Source organism: Thermoanaerobacterium sp. PSU-2, from assembly GCF_002102475.1.
GTDB lineage: Bacteria > Bacillota > Thermoanaerobacteria > Thermoanaerobacterales > Thermoanaerobacteraceae > Thermoanaerobacterium.
In genome coordinates, this window is record NZ_MSQD01000006.1 from 100,477 (window position 1) to 115,405 (window position 14,929).

General features: G+C 36.5%; 17 protein-coding genes. All 17 read right to left on the reverse strand.

All coding sequences use genetic code 11. The features are described from left to right. Positions 1 to 37: 37 nt before the first annotated feature. Complete coding sequence (rpmA, locus tag BVF91_RS06510; RefSeq protein ID WP_013788327.1) at positions 38 to 325, reverse strand: 50S ribosomal protein L27; 288 nt, start codon at positions 323 to 325, stop codon at positions 38 to 40. After that, positions 322 to 657 (reverse strand): ribosomal-processing cysteine protease Prp, encoded by a 336-nt coding sequence (locus tag BVF91_RS06515; RefSeq protein WP_085112647.1) that lies wholly within the window; start codon positions 655 to 657, stop codon positions 322 to 324. Before BVF91_RS06515 ends, rpmA begins: the two co-directional genes overlap by 4 nt. 2 nt (positions 658 to 659) lie before the next feature. Next, a complete protein-coding gene (rplU, locus tag BVF91_RS06520; RefSeq protein ID WP_085112648.1) occupies positions 660 to 971 on the reverse strand; it encodes a 50S ribosomal protein L21 in 312 nt (103 codons plus the stop codon). A gap of 116 nt (positions 972 to 1,087) precedes the next feature. Further along, positions 1,088 to 2,509, reverse strand: a complete 1,422-nt coding sequence (locus BVF91_RS06525) for an Rne/Rng family ribonuclease (RefSeq protein WP_085112649.1) — start codon at positions 2,507 to 2,509, stop codon at positions 1,088 to 1,090. Positions 2,510 to 2,519: 10 nt separating this feature from the next. Beyond that, positions 2,520 to 3,170 carry a TIGR03936 family radical SAM-associated protein gene (locus tag BVF91_RS06530; RefSeq protein ID WP_085112650.1) on the reverse strand — a complete coding sequence of 217 codons (651 nt, stop codon included), beginning with the start codon at positions 3,168 to 3,170 and terminating at the stop codon, positions 2,520 to 2,522. Continuing rightward, positions 3,160 to 5,004: a TIGR03960 family B12-binding radical SAM protein gene (locus BVF91_RS06535; RefSeq protein WP_085112651.1), complete on the reverse strand. Its 1,845-nt coding sequence runs from the start codon at positions 5,002 to 5,004 to the stop codon at positions 3,160 to 3,162. Before BVF91_RS06535 ends, BVF91_RS06530 begins: the two co-directional genes overlap by 11 nt. Positions 5,005 to 5,013: 9 nt before the next feature. Continuing rightward, a complete protein-coding gene (locus BVF91_RS06540; protein ID WP_085112652.1) occupies positions 5,014 to 5,877 on the reverse strand; it encodes a M50 family metallopeptidase in 864 nt (287 codons plus the stop codon). Then, on the reverse strand, positions 5,867 to 6,613 hold the full coding sequence (locus BVF91_RS06545) for a M23 family metallopeptidase (protein WP_085112653.1): 747 nt from the start codon (positions 6,611 to 6,613) through the stop codon (positions 5,867 to 5,869). The genes BVF91_RS06540 and BVF91_RS06545 overlap by 11 nt, the downstream gene beginning before the upstream one ends. A 56-nt stretch (positions 6,614 to 6,669) precedes the next feature. Beyond that, positions 6,670 to 7,065: a methylglyoxal synthase gene (mgsA, locus tag BVF91_RS06550; protein ID WP_013788335.1), complete on the reverse strand. Its 396-nt coding sequence runs from the start codon at positions 7,063 to 7,065 to the stop codon at positions 6,670 to 6,672. Between the two features lie 17 nt (positions 7,066 to 7,082). After that, positions 7,083 to 8,180, reverse strand: coding sequence for a rod shape-determining protein RodA (rodA, locus tag BVF91_RS06555; protein WP_085112654.1), 1,098 nt, complete (start codon positions 8,178 to 8,180; stop codon positions 7,083 to 7,085). 131 nt (positions 8,181 to 8,311) lie between these two features. After that, positions 8,312 to 8,587 carry a cell division topological specificity factor MinE gene (minE, locus tag BVF91_RS06560; protein WP_013788337.1) on the reverse strand — a complete coding sequence of 92 codons (276 nt, stop codon included), beginning with the start codon at positions 8,585 to 8,587 and terminating at the stop codon, positions 8,312 to 8,314. Between the two features lie 18 nt (positions 8,588 to 8,605). Continuing rightward, positions 8,606 to 9,409 carry a septum site-determining protein MinD gene (gene minD, locus BVF91_RS06565; protein WP_085112655.1) on the reverse strand — a complete coding sequence of 268 codons (804 nt, stop codon included), beginning with the start codon at positions 9,407 to 9,409 and terminating at the stop codon, positions 8,606 to 8,608. A gap of 42 nt (positions 9,410 to 9,451) precedes the next feature. Next, positions 9,452 to 10,096 carry a septum site-determining protein MinC gene (gene minC, locus BVF91_RS06570; RefSeq protein ID WP_085112656.1) on the reverse strand — a complete coding sequence of 215 codons (645 nt, stop codon included), beginning with the start codon at positions 10,094 to 10,096 and terminating at the stop codon, positions 9,452 to 9,454. 99 nt (positions 10,097 to 10,195) lie between these two features. Continuing rightward, positions 10,196 to 12,508 carry a penicillin-binding protein 2 gene (locus BVF91_RS06575; RefSeq protein ID WP_085112657.1) on the reverse strand — a complete coding sequence of 771 codons (2,313 nt, stop codon included), beginning with the start codon at positions 12,506 to 12,508 and terminating at the stop codon, positions 10,196 to 10,198. Between the two features lie 9 nt (positions 12,509 to 12,517). After that, positions 12,518 to 13,021 (reverse strand): rod shape-determining protein MreD, encoded by a 504-nt coding sequence (mreD, locus tag BVF91_RS06580; protein WP_085112658.1) that lies wholly within the window; start codon positions 13,019 to 13,021, stop codon positions 12,518 to 12,520. A 32-nt stretch (positions 13,022 to 13,053) separates the two neighbouring features. Further along, entirely contained in the window at positions 13,054 to 13,884 is an 831-nt protein-coding gene (mreC, locus tag BVF91_RS06585) for a rod shape-determining protein MreC (RefSeq protein ID WP_085112659.1), read from the reverse strand. Positions 13,885 to 13,897: 13 nt separating this feature from the next. After that, a complete protein-coding gene (locus BVF91_RS06590) occupies positions 13,898 to 14,920 on the reverse strand; it encodes a rod shape-determining protein (RefSeq protein WP_038069099.1) in 1,023 nt (340 codons plus the stop codon). Positions 14,921 to 14,929 lie beyond the last annotated feature (9 nt).

Below are 14,929 nucleotides of genomic sequence, written 5' to 3' on the forward strand. Positions count from 1 at the left end.
ATACCATACATTCCACCACAAAAAAGAAAATCCCGGCTTATGCCAGGACTTCTTTCCTTTTCTCATATACGCTTACCTGTTTTTTGTCTTTGCCTTTTCTCTCAAATGTTACATATCCGTCAATTAATGCAAACAGAGTGTCATCTTTTCCTCTGCCCACATTAGCACCTGGATGAATCTTTGTACCTCTCTGCCTTACAAGAATATTTCCTGCTAAGACAAACTGTCCATCAGCTCTTTTTACACCAAGCCTTTTTGCCTCGCTATCACGTCCATTACGGGTACTTCCCATACCTTTTTTATGAGCAAATAACTGCAGCTTCATCCATCACACCTCCTATCAAAGACCTTTACGTACGCTGGATAGTCTCTTTCAATGTCTTTAAGCCCTAGCACCATCGCATCTACAATGGCACAAGACTTTATAACATCTTCACCAGCACCGTAATCTTCTATTTCAACATACATATAGCCATCTTTTACTTTCTTCTTTAAAGATACTGTGTCAATTGATTCCAATCCAAGGACAGCCGTCTGTGCCACTGCCGTAACACCGGCACATACTATGTCCCTATCATAGACATCATAACCAGCATGTCCTTTAATTTCAAATTTTTTTACTTTATCATCATTTCTATATATACTGACTTTAATCATTTTTACATGATCTTCTCAATCTGAACTTTTGTATATGGCTGACGATGACCATGTTTCTTTCTTTCATTCTTCTTTGGCTTGTACTTAAAAACGATTATCTTCTCACCTTTACCATGTTCAAGAACTTTTGCTTCCACCTTAGCATCTTTAACATATGGCTTCCCGAAATTAACGGTTCCATCGTCCTTTGCCACAGCCAAAACCTTATCAAAGGAATATACGCTGCCAGCTTCACAATCAAGCTTCTCAATATTGAGTATATCGCCTTCTTGAACCCTGTACTGTTTGCCACCAGTCTCTATAATTGCGTACATTAGGGCACCTCCTCTTTACCAGTCTCGCCGGAAACCAAGGTACTTCAATCGAAGTATTTAAACCCGTTCCGAGCGGCTACAAAGTGTATTCTAACACAACAACATGAAAATGTCAATTACAACTGATAATCTACGTAAAATTCATCAGTATCAAGCTTGCTGTTGCAGATGGTGCTTATTTCCACACCGTATTTTCCCATGTACTTTTCTATTATATTGCTTTTCTCAATTATGTTTTGTACTCTGCGATTTGAAGTTATAGTTATTTTTTTAGCATTTGTATTCCTTAAGATTCTCTCTATAGAGCGATTTATTCTAAGTTGCATCATATCGCTTGACACGATACACCCTGTGCCTTTGCAGCAATCGCACTTCTCTTGCAAATATTCGCTTACGTTTGACCTGACTCTCTTTCTCGTCATCTCTACTAATCCTAAACGTGTAAAGCCAAGTACGCTGCACTTTGATCTATCGCTTTTTAAAGATTCTTCAAAAACCTTTAAAAGTTTCTGACGGTCATTGTCGCTATCCATGTCGATAAAATCTACAACAATGATGCCACCAATATCCCTTAGTCTTAATTGCAATGCAATTTCCTTCGCAGCCTCTATGTTCGTTTTTAAAATTGTCTCCTGCAGTGAAGACTTGCCTGTGTATTTGCCTGTATTAACATCTATTACAGTCAATGCTTCTGTCTCATCAATTATTATGAAGCCACCGCTTTTAAGCCAAACCTTTTTGCTTAAAAGTCTTTCTACTTGTTTCTCAATCCCATATAGGCCTACTAAATCTCCATCCTCATATTTTACTGAAATTTTTAAACCTTCCTTTTTTATATAATCAAAAATCCTTTTGTATTCTTCAGCATCATTTACAATTATTTCATCCACCATTAATGATGACAAATCCCTTATGTACTTTGTGATGAAATTTTCTTCTTCGTAAATTAATCCAGGTGAACCGGCAACTTTAGATTTATTCAATATATCTTCATACAATTTGCACAAATCAGCTATGTCCCTTTCAAACTCCTCTTCTCCAACATGTTGCGCTGCCGTTCTGATTATTATGCCTACATTATCCGGCTTGACTCTTTTTGCAATATTTATCAGTTCCATTCGCTTTTTCTCATCTTCTATCCTGTGAGAAATGCCAACATGATCAGAATCAGGCATAAGCACTACATACTTTCCTGGCAGCGATATATTTGTCGTAACTCTCGGATTCTTAAGTCCTATAGAATCTTTTAAGACTTGAACAATTATATCTTGTCCAGGTTTCACATATTTAGTTATTGAGGAACTTGATTCAGGAATTCCTTTAACATCATTCACAAATAGGTACGCATTTTTATCTATTCCTATATCAATGAAAGCACTTTGCATACCTTTTATAGTATTTTTTACTTTTCCTTTGTAAATATTTCCTACTATGCTTTTTTTATCAGAATTCTCAACATGATATTCAATTAACAAGCCATCTTCCAAATATGCCACTTGATAAAATTTATCGCTTATATCAAACAAAATTCTCTTCAAGCAAAACACCTCAATTTAAAATAAGGTTTCTTCTGTCTACTAAGACTCTCTCCACATCAAAAACATGCCCTAAAAAATCATCAAGAGCTTTTATAACATATATAGGTCCTGGAGAACCTTCAGAAATCTTTAGCTTAACGTATAGAGTGATTTTGCTGCCTTTTGAATCAAGCATTTTAAGATCCAAAATGTAATTTTTTAAGTCAATGACCTTACTGCCACTTTTTGACTCTTTTTCTATAAATATCTCACTTCTGCCTAAAAATCTTGTAATTTCAAAAGCAAGGTTAGTCACACGACTCATCAAATATACATCTACAGTGTACTCAGCTTCTTTCACCTTGTTTGACAGCAAATCCTTATCATCGACAATATAGCAATCGATGATCTCTAAACCATCAGGCAATGCTTTGTTTAAATCGTCTTTAAATCTTTTAGGATCAATTTCGCCTTCTACCACTACATCGAAATAGTCCCCATGAGTTGTGGCACCCATGCTAAGCGCTGGCCCAAAAGATATCAATGGATGTGGATTGAACCCTTTTGACAGTGAAAATTTTATTTGCGCCCTTCTCATAGCCCTTTCTATAGTCCTCATAAGGTCTAAATGAGAAATGTACTTTAAATCCCCATCTTTTTTAAATTTAGCTCTAAGCTTCAAAGCATACAACTCCTTCATCAAGATCTTTTATACCACATCCTGTACAATGCAACCTGCAATCGCCTGTAAGTTTTCCTTCAATGGCTTTTTTGTATTCCCTTTTAAGATAATCTTTCCTTACGCCTACGTCCACAATATCCCAAGGAAAAACTTCATCAAAATCCCTATTTTTATAAGCGTAAAATTTAGGATCCACTCCGACGCTCTCAAATGCTTCCAGCCATTTATCAAATTTAAACTGCTCATCCCAACCATCAAACTTACATCCACTTTCCCATGCTTTAATAATTGCTTGTCCTACTTTTCTATCTCCTTTAGAAATTACAGCTTCTAAAAAGCTCATATTTGGTTCATGCCAGTTGTAACTGAATATTTTTCCTCTAAGAAGCTCTTTTAAATAATTTTGTTTATTTATTATAGAGTCCATATCGTCTTGAGGATACCATTGAAATGGTGTAAATGGCTTTGGCACGAAAGTTGAAGTGCTTACAGTTATCTTAAGACCCTTTGTGCTGCCATTCACATCTTTGTATACATCAGCTACTAAATGAGCGAGATCTGATATGCCTTTTACATCTTCCATCGTCTCAGTTGGAAGACCTAACATAAAGTACAACTTTACGCTTTTCCACCCTGCCTTAAATGCTTCTTTAGTAGAATTTACCAAATCTTCTTCAGTTACGCCCTTATTAATGACATCTCTAAGTCTTTGTGTTCCAGCTTCAGGTGCAAGTGTAAGACCAGTCTTTCTGACTTTTTGAATCTCATTTAAGAGATTGACAGAAAAAGCATCTATCCTGGTAGATGGCAACGCTACACCAGTTCCCATATCTTTGTACTTCTCTATAAGATCATATACTAAACTTTCTATCTGCGAATAATCGCATGTACTCAAAGAAGTCAATGAAATTTCTTCATATCCAGTTGATTTTATCAATTTATCAGCTAACTTCAACAATGTTTCTTTTGACCTTTCCCTTACAGGCCTGTAAATCATACCTGCTTGGCAGAACCTGCAGCCTCTTGTACAGCCTCTAAAAACCTCCAGAACGATTCTGTCGTGGACAATATTTATAAACGGTACAATCTGTTTGTCTGGATGGTATGTCTTATCTAAGTCTTTCACAATTCTCCTCTTTATTACCGCAGGTACGCCTTCTTCAATAGGCTTTATGCTTTTGATAGTATTATCATCATTGTACGTTTCTACATATAATGATGGGGCGTAAACACCTTGAATTTTAGATGCTCGCCTTAAAAAATCTTCTTTCGGTACATTGTCCTTTTTACAAGATGCTACCAAATCTAAGATTTCATTTATGATTTCCTCTCCGTCACCTATGACAAACAAATCAACAACATCAGACAATGGTGCAGGATTAACTGCACAAGGTCCACCTGCTATAATCAGAGGATATCCTTTCCTATCCTTGCTTCTTATTGGAATTTTAGATAAATCAAGCATGTTCAATATGTTTGTGTAGCTTAATTCATACTGCAAAGTAAACCCTATTACATCAAACATATTAAGCGGCGTTTTTGTCTCAAGTGAAAAAAGGGGTACGTCCTTTTCTCTCATTAGGTTTTCCATGTCCACCCATGGTGCAAATACCCTTTCACAATATGTGTCATCTCGTTCATTCATCAAACTATAAAGTATTTTAAGTCCAAGGTGGGACATGCCAACTTCATACACATCGGGAAAAGCAAATGCAAACCTTATTTTAACTTTATTTGCATCTTTAATCACAGAATTTATTTCACCACCAGTGTATCTGGCAGGTTTGTTCACTTTCATCAGCAAATCATCTATCTTGTTTTTTAAATCTGACATTGTTACCTCCTATTTTACCTTGCTTAAGATTTCGCCAATGGGTAAGTAAAGTCCATTTTCAATGGCAAAATCAAAAAGCTCTGTCTCTGTAAGTCTTTTTTTCTCTTTCAAATTTTTATCCAACACAACTATTATATGATATTTTAAGGGCAAAAAACAATTGATTATTTTGATTAATTTTTGATCATCCATTACTGCAATCGTCCTGACATTCATAATTCCTCTTTTAAATAATTCTTCTTTTTTGTATATTAAATCTCTCAAGTTAAAATACTGAGATAGTTTTCGTTCATTTCTGGCAGATATTATGAGAAATACAGCCATAGTAATCAATACATAATTTTTATTCCCATTTACAAACATAAGTATACTGCCGTACATGAGCAATAAAGATAACACGTATGAAATCTTGACTGCTACGTTATTAGCTCTGGTTAGACCTATGAAGTTGGACAAAACAGACTTTAAAGCTCTTCCTCCATCTAAAGGCACACCAGGCAGAAGATTAAATGCACACATCAGAACATTTATCCTTATAAGGTAGTCCAATTGAGTACCTATGGTTTGGCTTACTATTATAAGCATCATGATAAAAACGGCATTTGACAAAGGTCCCGCTAATGCGATGATGATTTCCAGATCAGGCCTTATAAAAATCTCACTATCGAAAACAGCCGCTCCGCCAAAAGGGAATATTTCTATCTGAATCATATTTATGTTCAACTTTTTCGCCACCCAATAGTGGCTTGCTTCATGTATGGCTACAGTCAAGATTATATCAACAAGTTCAATGTAGAGACCGGACAGTACAAGAAGCAATATAAAAACCCACGTAAATGGGTTTATCTTTACTTTAACATCGTCAATTTTCATTTTTGACATCACTTATTGCTGAATTAAAATCTATTTTTGATTGTGGATCTATCGGCTTTCCGTTTTCCCATATTTCAAAATGCATTGGAGTACCTTTGTTGCTGCTAACGTCAACTTTTCCAATTGTCTGACCTTTAAGCACTTTATCTCCAACTTTCACGTCTACTTCAGAAAGGTATGCGTAAACAGAGCGGACGTCCCCATCGTGCTTTATTACAACCACTTTACCCCAATCAGGGTTAGAATTATCCGCTATCATGACTTCTCCATCCAATACAGCAACTACTGGCTCATCGCTGGATACGCTTATGTCAATTCCATCGTTTTTCACTTCTTTTGAAGTAGAAGAATCTACTTTTGTGCCAAATGTGGATACCACAACTCCATCAACAGGTCTTACCATTCCACTACTTACAACTTGAGCTGTAGTATTTTTTGAATCATCCGTTTTGTTTGAAAACACTTTTACAACGTCGTCTTTTAGCGAAGGTATACTGCTCATTACCAGTTTAAGCCCTTTTTTAGTATTTTCATAGTTAGAATTATAATTAAGGACTGATTTCACTTCGTCTACAGTTTTATTTGTAGCTGGAACATTTATGGCCTTAAAAAGCATGACTACTCCCAAAATCAAAAGACAAACTATCAATTGGTTTTCCAGAAGGCCAAAATACTTTTTAAAATTGCTGATACGATTTTTTGAATAGCTAACAGATTGCCATTTGTTAGGTTTCATAAGATAAACCTCCTTTGCTATATTTATATTACATAGAAAGGAGGTTTATGATTGTTTTATTTAACCGCATCTCTCCATTCCAAAAATCCTGCATCTAAACCTTTTATCAACACTTCCGCGGTAGCCAAATTTGTCGCAAGAGGTATGGAGTGAACGTCGCAAACCCTTAAAAGAGCCAGTATATCAGGCTCATGGGGCTGTGCAGTTAATGGATCTCTTAAGAATATGACTAAGTCCATATTGTTTTCTGCAATCATTGCGCCAATTTGCTGATCACCACCCATAGGGCCTGGCAAGAATTTATTGACTTTGATGCCAGTAGCTTCCTCTACCAGTTGACCTGTAGCACCTGTAGCGTATATGTTGCATTTTTTTAATATTTCTTTGTAGGCAATGGCAAAATCTACCATTATAGATTTTTTCATGTCGTGTGCAATAAGAGCTATATTCAATCAAATCATCCTCTCATTTAAAAATTAATCTTTCGCCTTCGCATTCCAATATTTAGCAATAGTCCAATAGCAATCATATTTGCAACCAGTGAACTACCACCATAGCTCATAAAGGGAAGCGGAATTCCTGTAATTGGCATAATTCCTACAGTCATACCAATGTTTTCAAATATGTGAAATGTAAACATGGAAATTATTCCTACAGCTATCAAGTAGCCGTACTTGTCCTTTGCCATAACCGCAATTCTAAAGCATCTATAAAGCATATAAGCGTACAACAGTATCAAAGCTGTAGCACCAATGAAGCCTAATTCTTCTCCTACAACCGAAAAAATGAAATCAGTCCAAGCTTCTGGTAGATAGTAAAGCTGCGTCTGACTACCGTTGTAAAGGCCTTTCCCCCAAAACATACCGGAGCCTATTGCTATCTTAGATTGTATTACATGGTATCCTGACCCCATCGGATCAAGATTTGGGTTTATAAACGATAAAAGTCTGTTTCTCTGATAAGGCTTTAAAATCTTGTACGCTACAGGCATCATAGCCATACCCATCGCAATAAGCCCAGCAAACACCTTTGGTTTTACACCAGAAATAAAAAGCATCCCTATAAAAATAGCTAAGAAAACCAGCGCAGTACCGAGATCCGGCTGTAGCATTACAATCACAAAAGGAATGAGAACGTGAATAAGTGGATTCACCAGATCTTTGAAAGTCTTGATTTCACCCATCTCATTAAATAAGTTTGCTAATGTCAACACCAGCGCTATTTTCGAAAACTCTGACGGCTGAATATCAATTGGCCCTATGTGAATCCAGCTCTGAGCACCGTTACTTACTTTACCGATAAAAAGAACGGAAATAAGGACTAATATATTTAATACGTAGATTACCTTTGAGAGTCTGGCAATCTGATTGTAATCAAAAAGCGTTATGGCAAATAAGAATGCCAATCCAAATAAAACAGCTACAATCTGAACAATCACATTTTTGTATGAACCAGTCTCAACCGCATGTGAGGCACTAGAAATGACTACAGCGCTAAATGCGCATATCAATAAAACAGTAATCAGCAAAGCAAGATCAAAATTCTTCCACAACTTCTTGTTAAACATCAACTTCTATTTCCCTTCTATAGTGAGTATTCATTACTACAATAGTATTATATCATACAACATATCATTTAACTATACATTTGATTATGGATATAATTTCACCAAATTTAAAATAACCGGCTTTTCACCGGTTATCTTAAATTTTTCTTCATCTTTTTTATGGGAATATTTGCATGCAATGCTGGAACAAACGTATCATCTGTCTTTCTTTCTTTTGTTATTTCAACATTCAAGCCATCCTCATCTATCTCAACATAATTTGATATTACATTCATTATCTCGCCTTTTACCATCTCTAAAAATTTTGGAGAGACATCGGCTCTGTCATGAACAAGCAATAACTGCAATCTTTCCTTTGCTACGTTTTTACTGTTGCTTTTTCCTCCAAACGATTTGAATAAGTCCATCCATTACACCTCCTGAAACTACCTATTGGATGAAATTTTAAATAAACTTTTCAATCTGTCGATTAAACCATAATTTGTGTCTAAGTTTATTATCGGAACATCTTCTCCAACCAATCTTTGCGTCAGATTTCTGTAAGCCTGTCCAGCCAACGATTTTTCATCTACAACTATTGGCTCTCCCTTGTTTGTAGATATGACTATATTTTCATCATCAGGAATAACGCCTAATAGATCTATTGCCAATATATCCATGATGTCATCAATGTTCATCATGTCGCCTCTTTTTACCATGTCCATCTTTATCCTGTTTATGATAAGCATGTGATCTCTTACATCAGAGGCTTCCAAAAGGCCTATGATTCTATCAGCATCTCTTACCGCTGATACTTCTGGCGTTGTAACAACTAATGCCCTGTCAGCACCAGCTATAGCATTTTTAAAGCCTTGCTCAATACCTGCAGGACAATCAATTAAAATGTAGTCGAAATCTTGCCTCAGCTCATCCGTAATTGCGCGCATCTGCTCTGGATTTACGGCTGTTTTATCTCTTGTCTGCGCCGCTGGCAATAAGTAAAGCCCATCAAACCTTTTGTCTTTTATAAGCGCTTGTTTTAAGCGGCATTGGCCTTCTACTACATCAACTAAGTCGTACACTATCCTATTTTCCAATCCCATAACTACATCAAGATTTCTAAGACCTATATCTGTATCTACTAATGCTGTTTTAAATCCTTTCATCGATAGATATGTACCAATATTAGCTGTTGTTGTAGTTTTTCCAACTCCGCCTTTCCCAGACGTTATTACTATGACTTCGCTCATTTCCTTCACTCCATTTCTCATTTCTTCTAATTGTTTATTTTACTATATTTTTCCATACAAGTAAAGTGGTTTAACTATTATCTTATTTTTTTTAACTAAAGCAATTTCTGGATACAATGCCTCAATATCATTATCGGGTGAACGTGAAATAATGTTAGATATTCGAAGCTGCATCGCGTTTATCTTAGACGCCGCAATTATTGAATCAAGATTTCCAGACATACCTGCATGGGCGATTCCTCTCAAAGTCCCCATAATTATTATGTTGCCTGACGCTTGTACAATTCCACCAGGGTTCACATCACCTAATATAACTAAATTTCCGTAATACTTAACAACTTGACCTGATCTTACAGTGCCATTGTAAAATTTCGTCATACCTTCTTCCAAACCATCAAATATATCATTTTCACTTGTAACATTTTTTAGATGCCTTTCCTGAATCTTTTTAAACCTTACATTTACACCGTAATTTTCTAAAACAAAGTCCTTTAATTCATCTAAACTTTTTTCATCTACGCTCAAATTCCGAAATTTTACCGTAAGCTGTGCACCTTTAAAAAATGTCAGTGACCGCTCTATGCGATTTATTATCTTTTCTTTTAAGGCATCCATATCAGAAACATCTGTTGCTATTATCACAAGTCCATCTTTTGAACCATGGATCTTTACATAATCATTTAACATTGTTTGCCCTCCCAATACAGTCTTAATTATAATATTCTCCACAACTTAAGTTTTTCCTTCTTAAAAAAACAAAAGAGGACAAAAAATCCTCTTTAATGATTAATGATTGCTGGCATTTGTATTTGACGCTGTATTATTATTTGAATTTGTAAAGCCAAAATAAGCATCCATTATGTCTCTACCTACTTGAGCTGTATATGCGCCAGAACCCCCCTGGTATATAAGTGCTGTTACCAAAATCTGCGGCTTGTCGTATGGCGCAAAGCCAACAAACCATGCATAGTTCTGCATGACTTTCGTACCATGTGAACCTACTTCAGCAGTACCAGTCTTGCCACCAACAGGTATTGGAAAATTAGCAAATGCTGCACTGGCAGTACCGCCTTCTTCTGTGGCACCTTTCATTCCCAATTTTATAGCATCCAAGTATTTCTGAGGTATATTTATCTTGTCTAATACCTCAGGCTTTTCCTTTTCGATTACCTTCCCATCAGGGGAGACAATTTTGTCGACCAAATGCAATCTGTATCTTGTTCCTCCGTTTAACAATGTTGATAAATAACTTGCAATCTCTATAGGCGTAAATTGATTGCTACCTTGACCTATGGATGCGTTGGTAGTATCTACCAAAGTCCACTTAGTCGCATCCATCAACTGCCATATGGTCATCTGCAATTTAGGATCTGTTATTCCCATTTTCTTAAGCTGTAAAAATGTGGAGTAATCGCTAAAATTGCCTTTGTCAATTAAGCTTACTATCTTATCGTACTGTTCCTGTGTTATCTTGCCATTTGGATTTGAGTCAGATTTAACCATCGATTTTAAAATCGACAAATTGTAATCTCTTTTAAATTTCTTACTGGAAATTATTCCAGTCGTTTCATAGAGTTCTATGCCCGTCTTTTGATCTAAGCCCAGCATGTGAGCATACTCGTCAATTTTGTCTATACCCATTCTACGGCCCATCTCGTAAAAATACGTGTCTGTAGAATACTTTATTGCGTCTGATACATTTACTGCACCCTGCGTCCTTCCGTATTCGCCGTACAGCCAGTTTTCTTGGCCTGTAGGAGCATATATACCTGTATCAACATACTTTTCATTTACAGTCGTTACACCAGATTCCAAGGCTGCCAACGCCGTTACCATTTTAAATGTTGAACCAGGAGGTGCTGCACCTTGTGTGGCGTAATTAAATATAGGACTTGGGTCAATAGTGGCATTCCTCGGCTTGAACAGTTCATTTACAATGCTGCTGGGCGGATTGCCTGAAGCAAATATATTTGGATCATAACCTGGTACACTGGCAAGAGCTAAAATTTCACCTGTATTTATATCTGTAACAACTACTGCACCGATATTTGCCGGTAGGTATTCACCATGTGGACCTCTTTTAGTTTGCCTTATGCTTTCCATGGTCCTCTGCAATGATTCTTCGGCAACCTGCTGCAACTTTTCATCTATCGTAAGGTACACAGTATCTCCAGGTTTAGGACTGATCTCATCTAATTTTTTTATCAATCTGCCATAATTGTCTACTTCCACTTGCTGTTTACCGTCAGTTCCCCTTAGGTACTTCTCCAAATAGCTTTCAAGTCCATAATGCCCAACAAGATCTGTTATTTGATAGCCTTCTTGGCTGTATTTTTTCCATTCCTCAGCAGTCATGCGGCCTATATACCCTAATGTCTGCGACAACAGCGTCTTAAATGGGTATAACCTTATTGGCTTAACTTCTATTATGACTCCAGGCAAATCCAAATGATTTTCCTCAATCTCTGCCACCGTCTGTTGGTTGGCATCGGTAGCTATCTCTACAGGCTTGTACTGTGTATACCCTTGTTCTAACATCAGCTCTTGAACAGCCATTATGCCTCGAATATCCTGTGGAGACAGCGATTTTGATATTTTGAATTTATTTATCAACATCTGCCATGCTTCACTGGCTGTAGCATTTGAAGGAATGTTGTTATTTTTCTTCCACTGCAATTCCCTTTGTCTTAAAACCGATTGTGACACATTGCTTTCATCAGGATTTTGAAAATTGAAATAAGGATTGTTGTTGCTGTCTAAAAATATAGGCAAATCGTCTTTATACTTTACACCATTTTTATTGAGAATGTTTAGCAATTTTAAAATGACATCATTTAGATTAACTCCTTTAGCATCGCTTCTTAGAAGCTCTACAGAATAGCTGGGCCTGTTTGTAGCAAGCTTTACTCCGTTTCTATCTACTATATCTCCTCGAGGTGCTGTGATGATTATGGATCTTATGGCATTGCCTAATGACTGCTCTTTGTAGTAGTCACCTTTTATAAGCTGCAGATAAACTAATCTTCCTATAAGGGTAACAAGCATCAAAGCTATTACCCATCCTAATACATTGAACCGTTTTTTCAAACCTTCATTCAATTTGACCACCTAAACTTTAAAAAAAAATTTTTTCGATTTAACAAAACTATTAAACCGCACTATATACCTGTATATGAAAATAGTTATTATGGAATTGTAAACCGACTGAATTATTACTACATTTAACAAATACGATGGATTTAACTCATATTTCATGAGGAGCATGGAAAAAATCATGATAAGATTGTAAAGGATCGTTCCTAAAAATACAAATACGAAAGCTACAAATGTACTTTCTCTAAAGACATTTTTGCTAAGTATACCTGTCAAATACGCCACAATAAGAAGCGAAATTGTCACAAAGCCAATAGCGTTGTTAAAAAGCACATCTACTAAAATTCCACCAAAAAGGCTTAAAGTGATGCTTTCACCAGTGCCATTTAAAAGAGAAAAAGCAATAACTAAAATTAATAAGGCGTCAGGTTTAACGCCTAATATAGCAATGTACTTCATCAACGTAGCTTGAAGAATTATTGCAAGTATAATTAAAAGGTATTTATAAATGCTCCTCATTTTAACCTCCGTAAACCTTCCAAATGTCCTAATCAGTTTCCAGTCGTCTTCATGTTTGTCACAACCTGCACAAATTCCAATCTTTCAAAATCGGCCTCTGGCTTTATAACTGCCTGTTTCAAAAGAGAACCTTCATCTTTTTCTACTTTTTCCACCTTGCCTATTATAAGCCCTCTCGGAAACATGCTCATATCGGATGTTGTTATAACATCGCCTTTTTCTATTTTAGAATCTATTGGTATATATATCATGTTTAGATTTCCATTAGAATCTCCCCTGACGATGCCGTTGTCCCTTGTCCTTACGTCTAAAGCACTTACCGAACTATCCACATCAATTATAGATAAAACTTTCGACCAATTATTGCCGACATCTGTGACTATGCCAACCAAATTGCCTTTCTCATCCAAAACTGCCATTTTAGGCTTTATTCCATTGTCTGAGCCGACATCAATATTAAATGTATTAAACCAGTTTCCAGGATTTTTGCTTATTATATTGGCAGGCTTTGTCGTTATATTCGTATTATTATCTTTAAAATTAAGCATGTCTCTCAATCTATTGTTTTCGTTTATATACTCCTGAAGCATGATGTCATTTTTGCTCAACTTAATTACTTCTTTTTCTAATTCAGCATTTTTTGCTCTAAGTGTTCCAATCTCTTTTATTGAAGTGAAAAAGTTGGAAATACTGTTACCTATTGAATTAAAGGCCTTTTCCACAGGAGATAAAATACCGCCTATAGCTGATTCAATAGGTGTCACATTGCGTCCACCGCCATAAGTATATGCCATGGCGGATATAAGTGCCACGGCTATAACTATAACAAATATAAATTGTTTATTTTTGAGAAATCGTGGCACTTTACCACTCCTCTCAGTTTAACTTGCTGGTAGGCGTTAAAACCCTTTTAAACAGAGAACTTTCTTCTAAAATCTTCCCTGTTCCTAATGCAACACAATCCAATGGCTGATCGGCAATTTGAATCGGCATACCTGTCTCTTGCCTTATAAGCCTGTCTATGCCGCTTAATAAAGCGCCACCGCCTGTAAGCATTATACCTCTATCCATAATATCTGCAGCCAACTCTGGCGGAGTTTTTTCAAGTGTCAATTTGATAGCATCTAATATGCTGGAAACAGGATCTTTTAATGCTTCTAAGATTTCTGTCGATGTAATTTTTAATGTCTTTGGAAGCCCTGATACCAAATCTCTTCCTCTTATGTCCATTGATTCTTCTTTCGCCTTTGGAAAAGCTGATCCTATTTGAATCTTCACTTCTTCTGCCGTTCTCTCACCTATCATCAAGTTGTACTCTCTCTTAATGTAGTTTATTATTGCCTCATCCATCTCATCTCCGCCGACCCGCAGTGACTTGCTGGTGACTATTCCACCTAAAGATATGATAGCTACATCAGTAGTACCACCACCTATATCTACAACCATGCTTCCTGTAGGTTCTTCTACAGGCAAACCAGCACCAATAGCTGCTGCCATCGGTTCTTCCACTGTATGAGCTTCTTTTGCACCTGCCTGCAGAGATGCTTCTATTACGGCCCTCTTTTCAACTTCTGTAACACCGGATGGAATTCCAACTATTACTCTCGGTCTAAATAAGCCCTTCCTCGGATTTACTTTGCCAATAAAATGATCCAGCATCATCTTTGTTATGTCAAAATCTGCGATTACGCCATCTCTCATGGGCCTTATGGCTACGATATTCCCCGGTGTTCTTCCAACCATTTTTTTAGCTTCTTCACCTACAGCCAAAACTGTATGCGTGTCATTTTTTATAGCTACCACAGACGGCTCTCTTAATACAATTCCCTTTCCTTGAACATAAACAAGTGTTGTTGCAGTTCCAAGATCAATACCTATATCCCTAGAAAATCCTTTCATCCTTTTTAT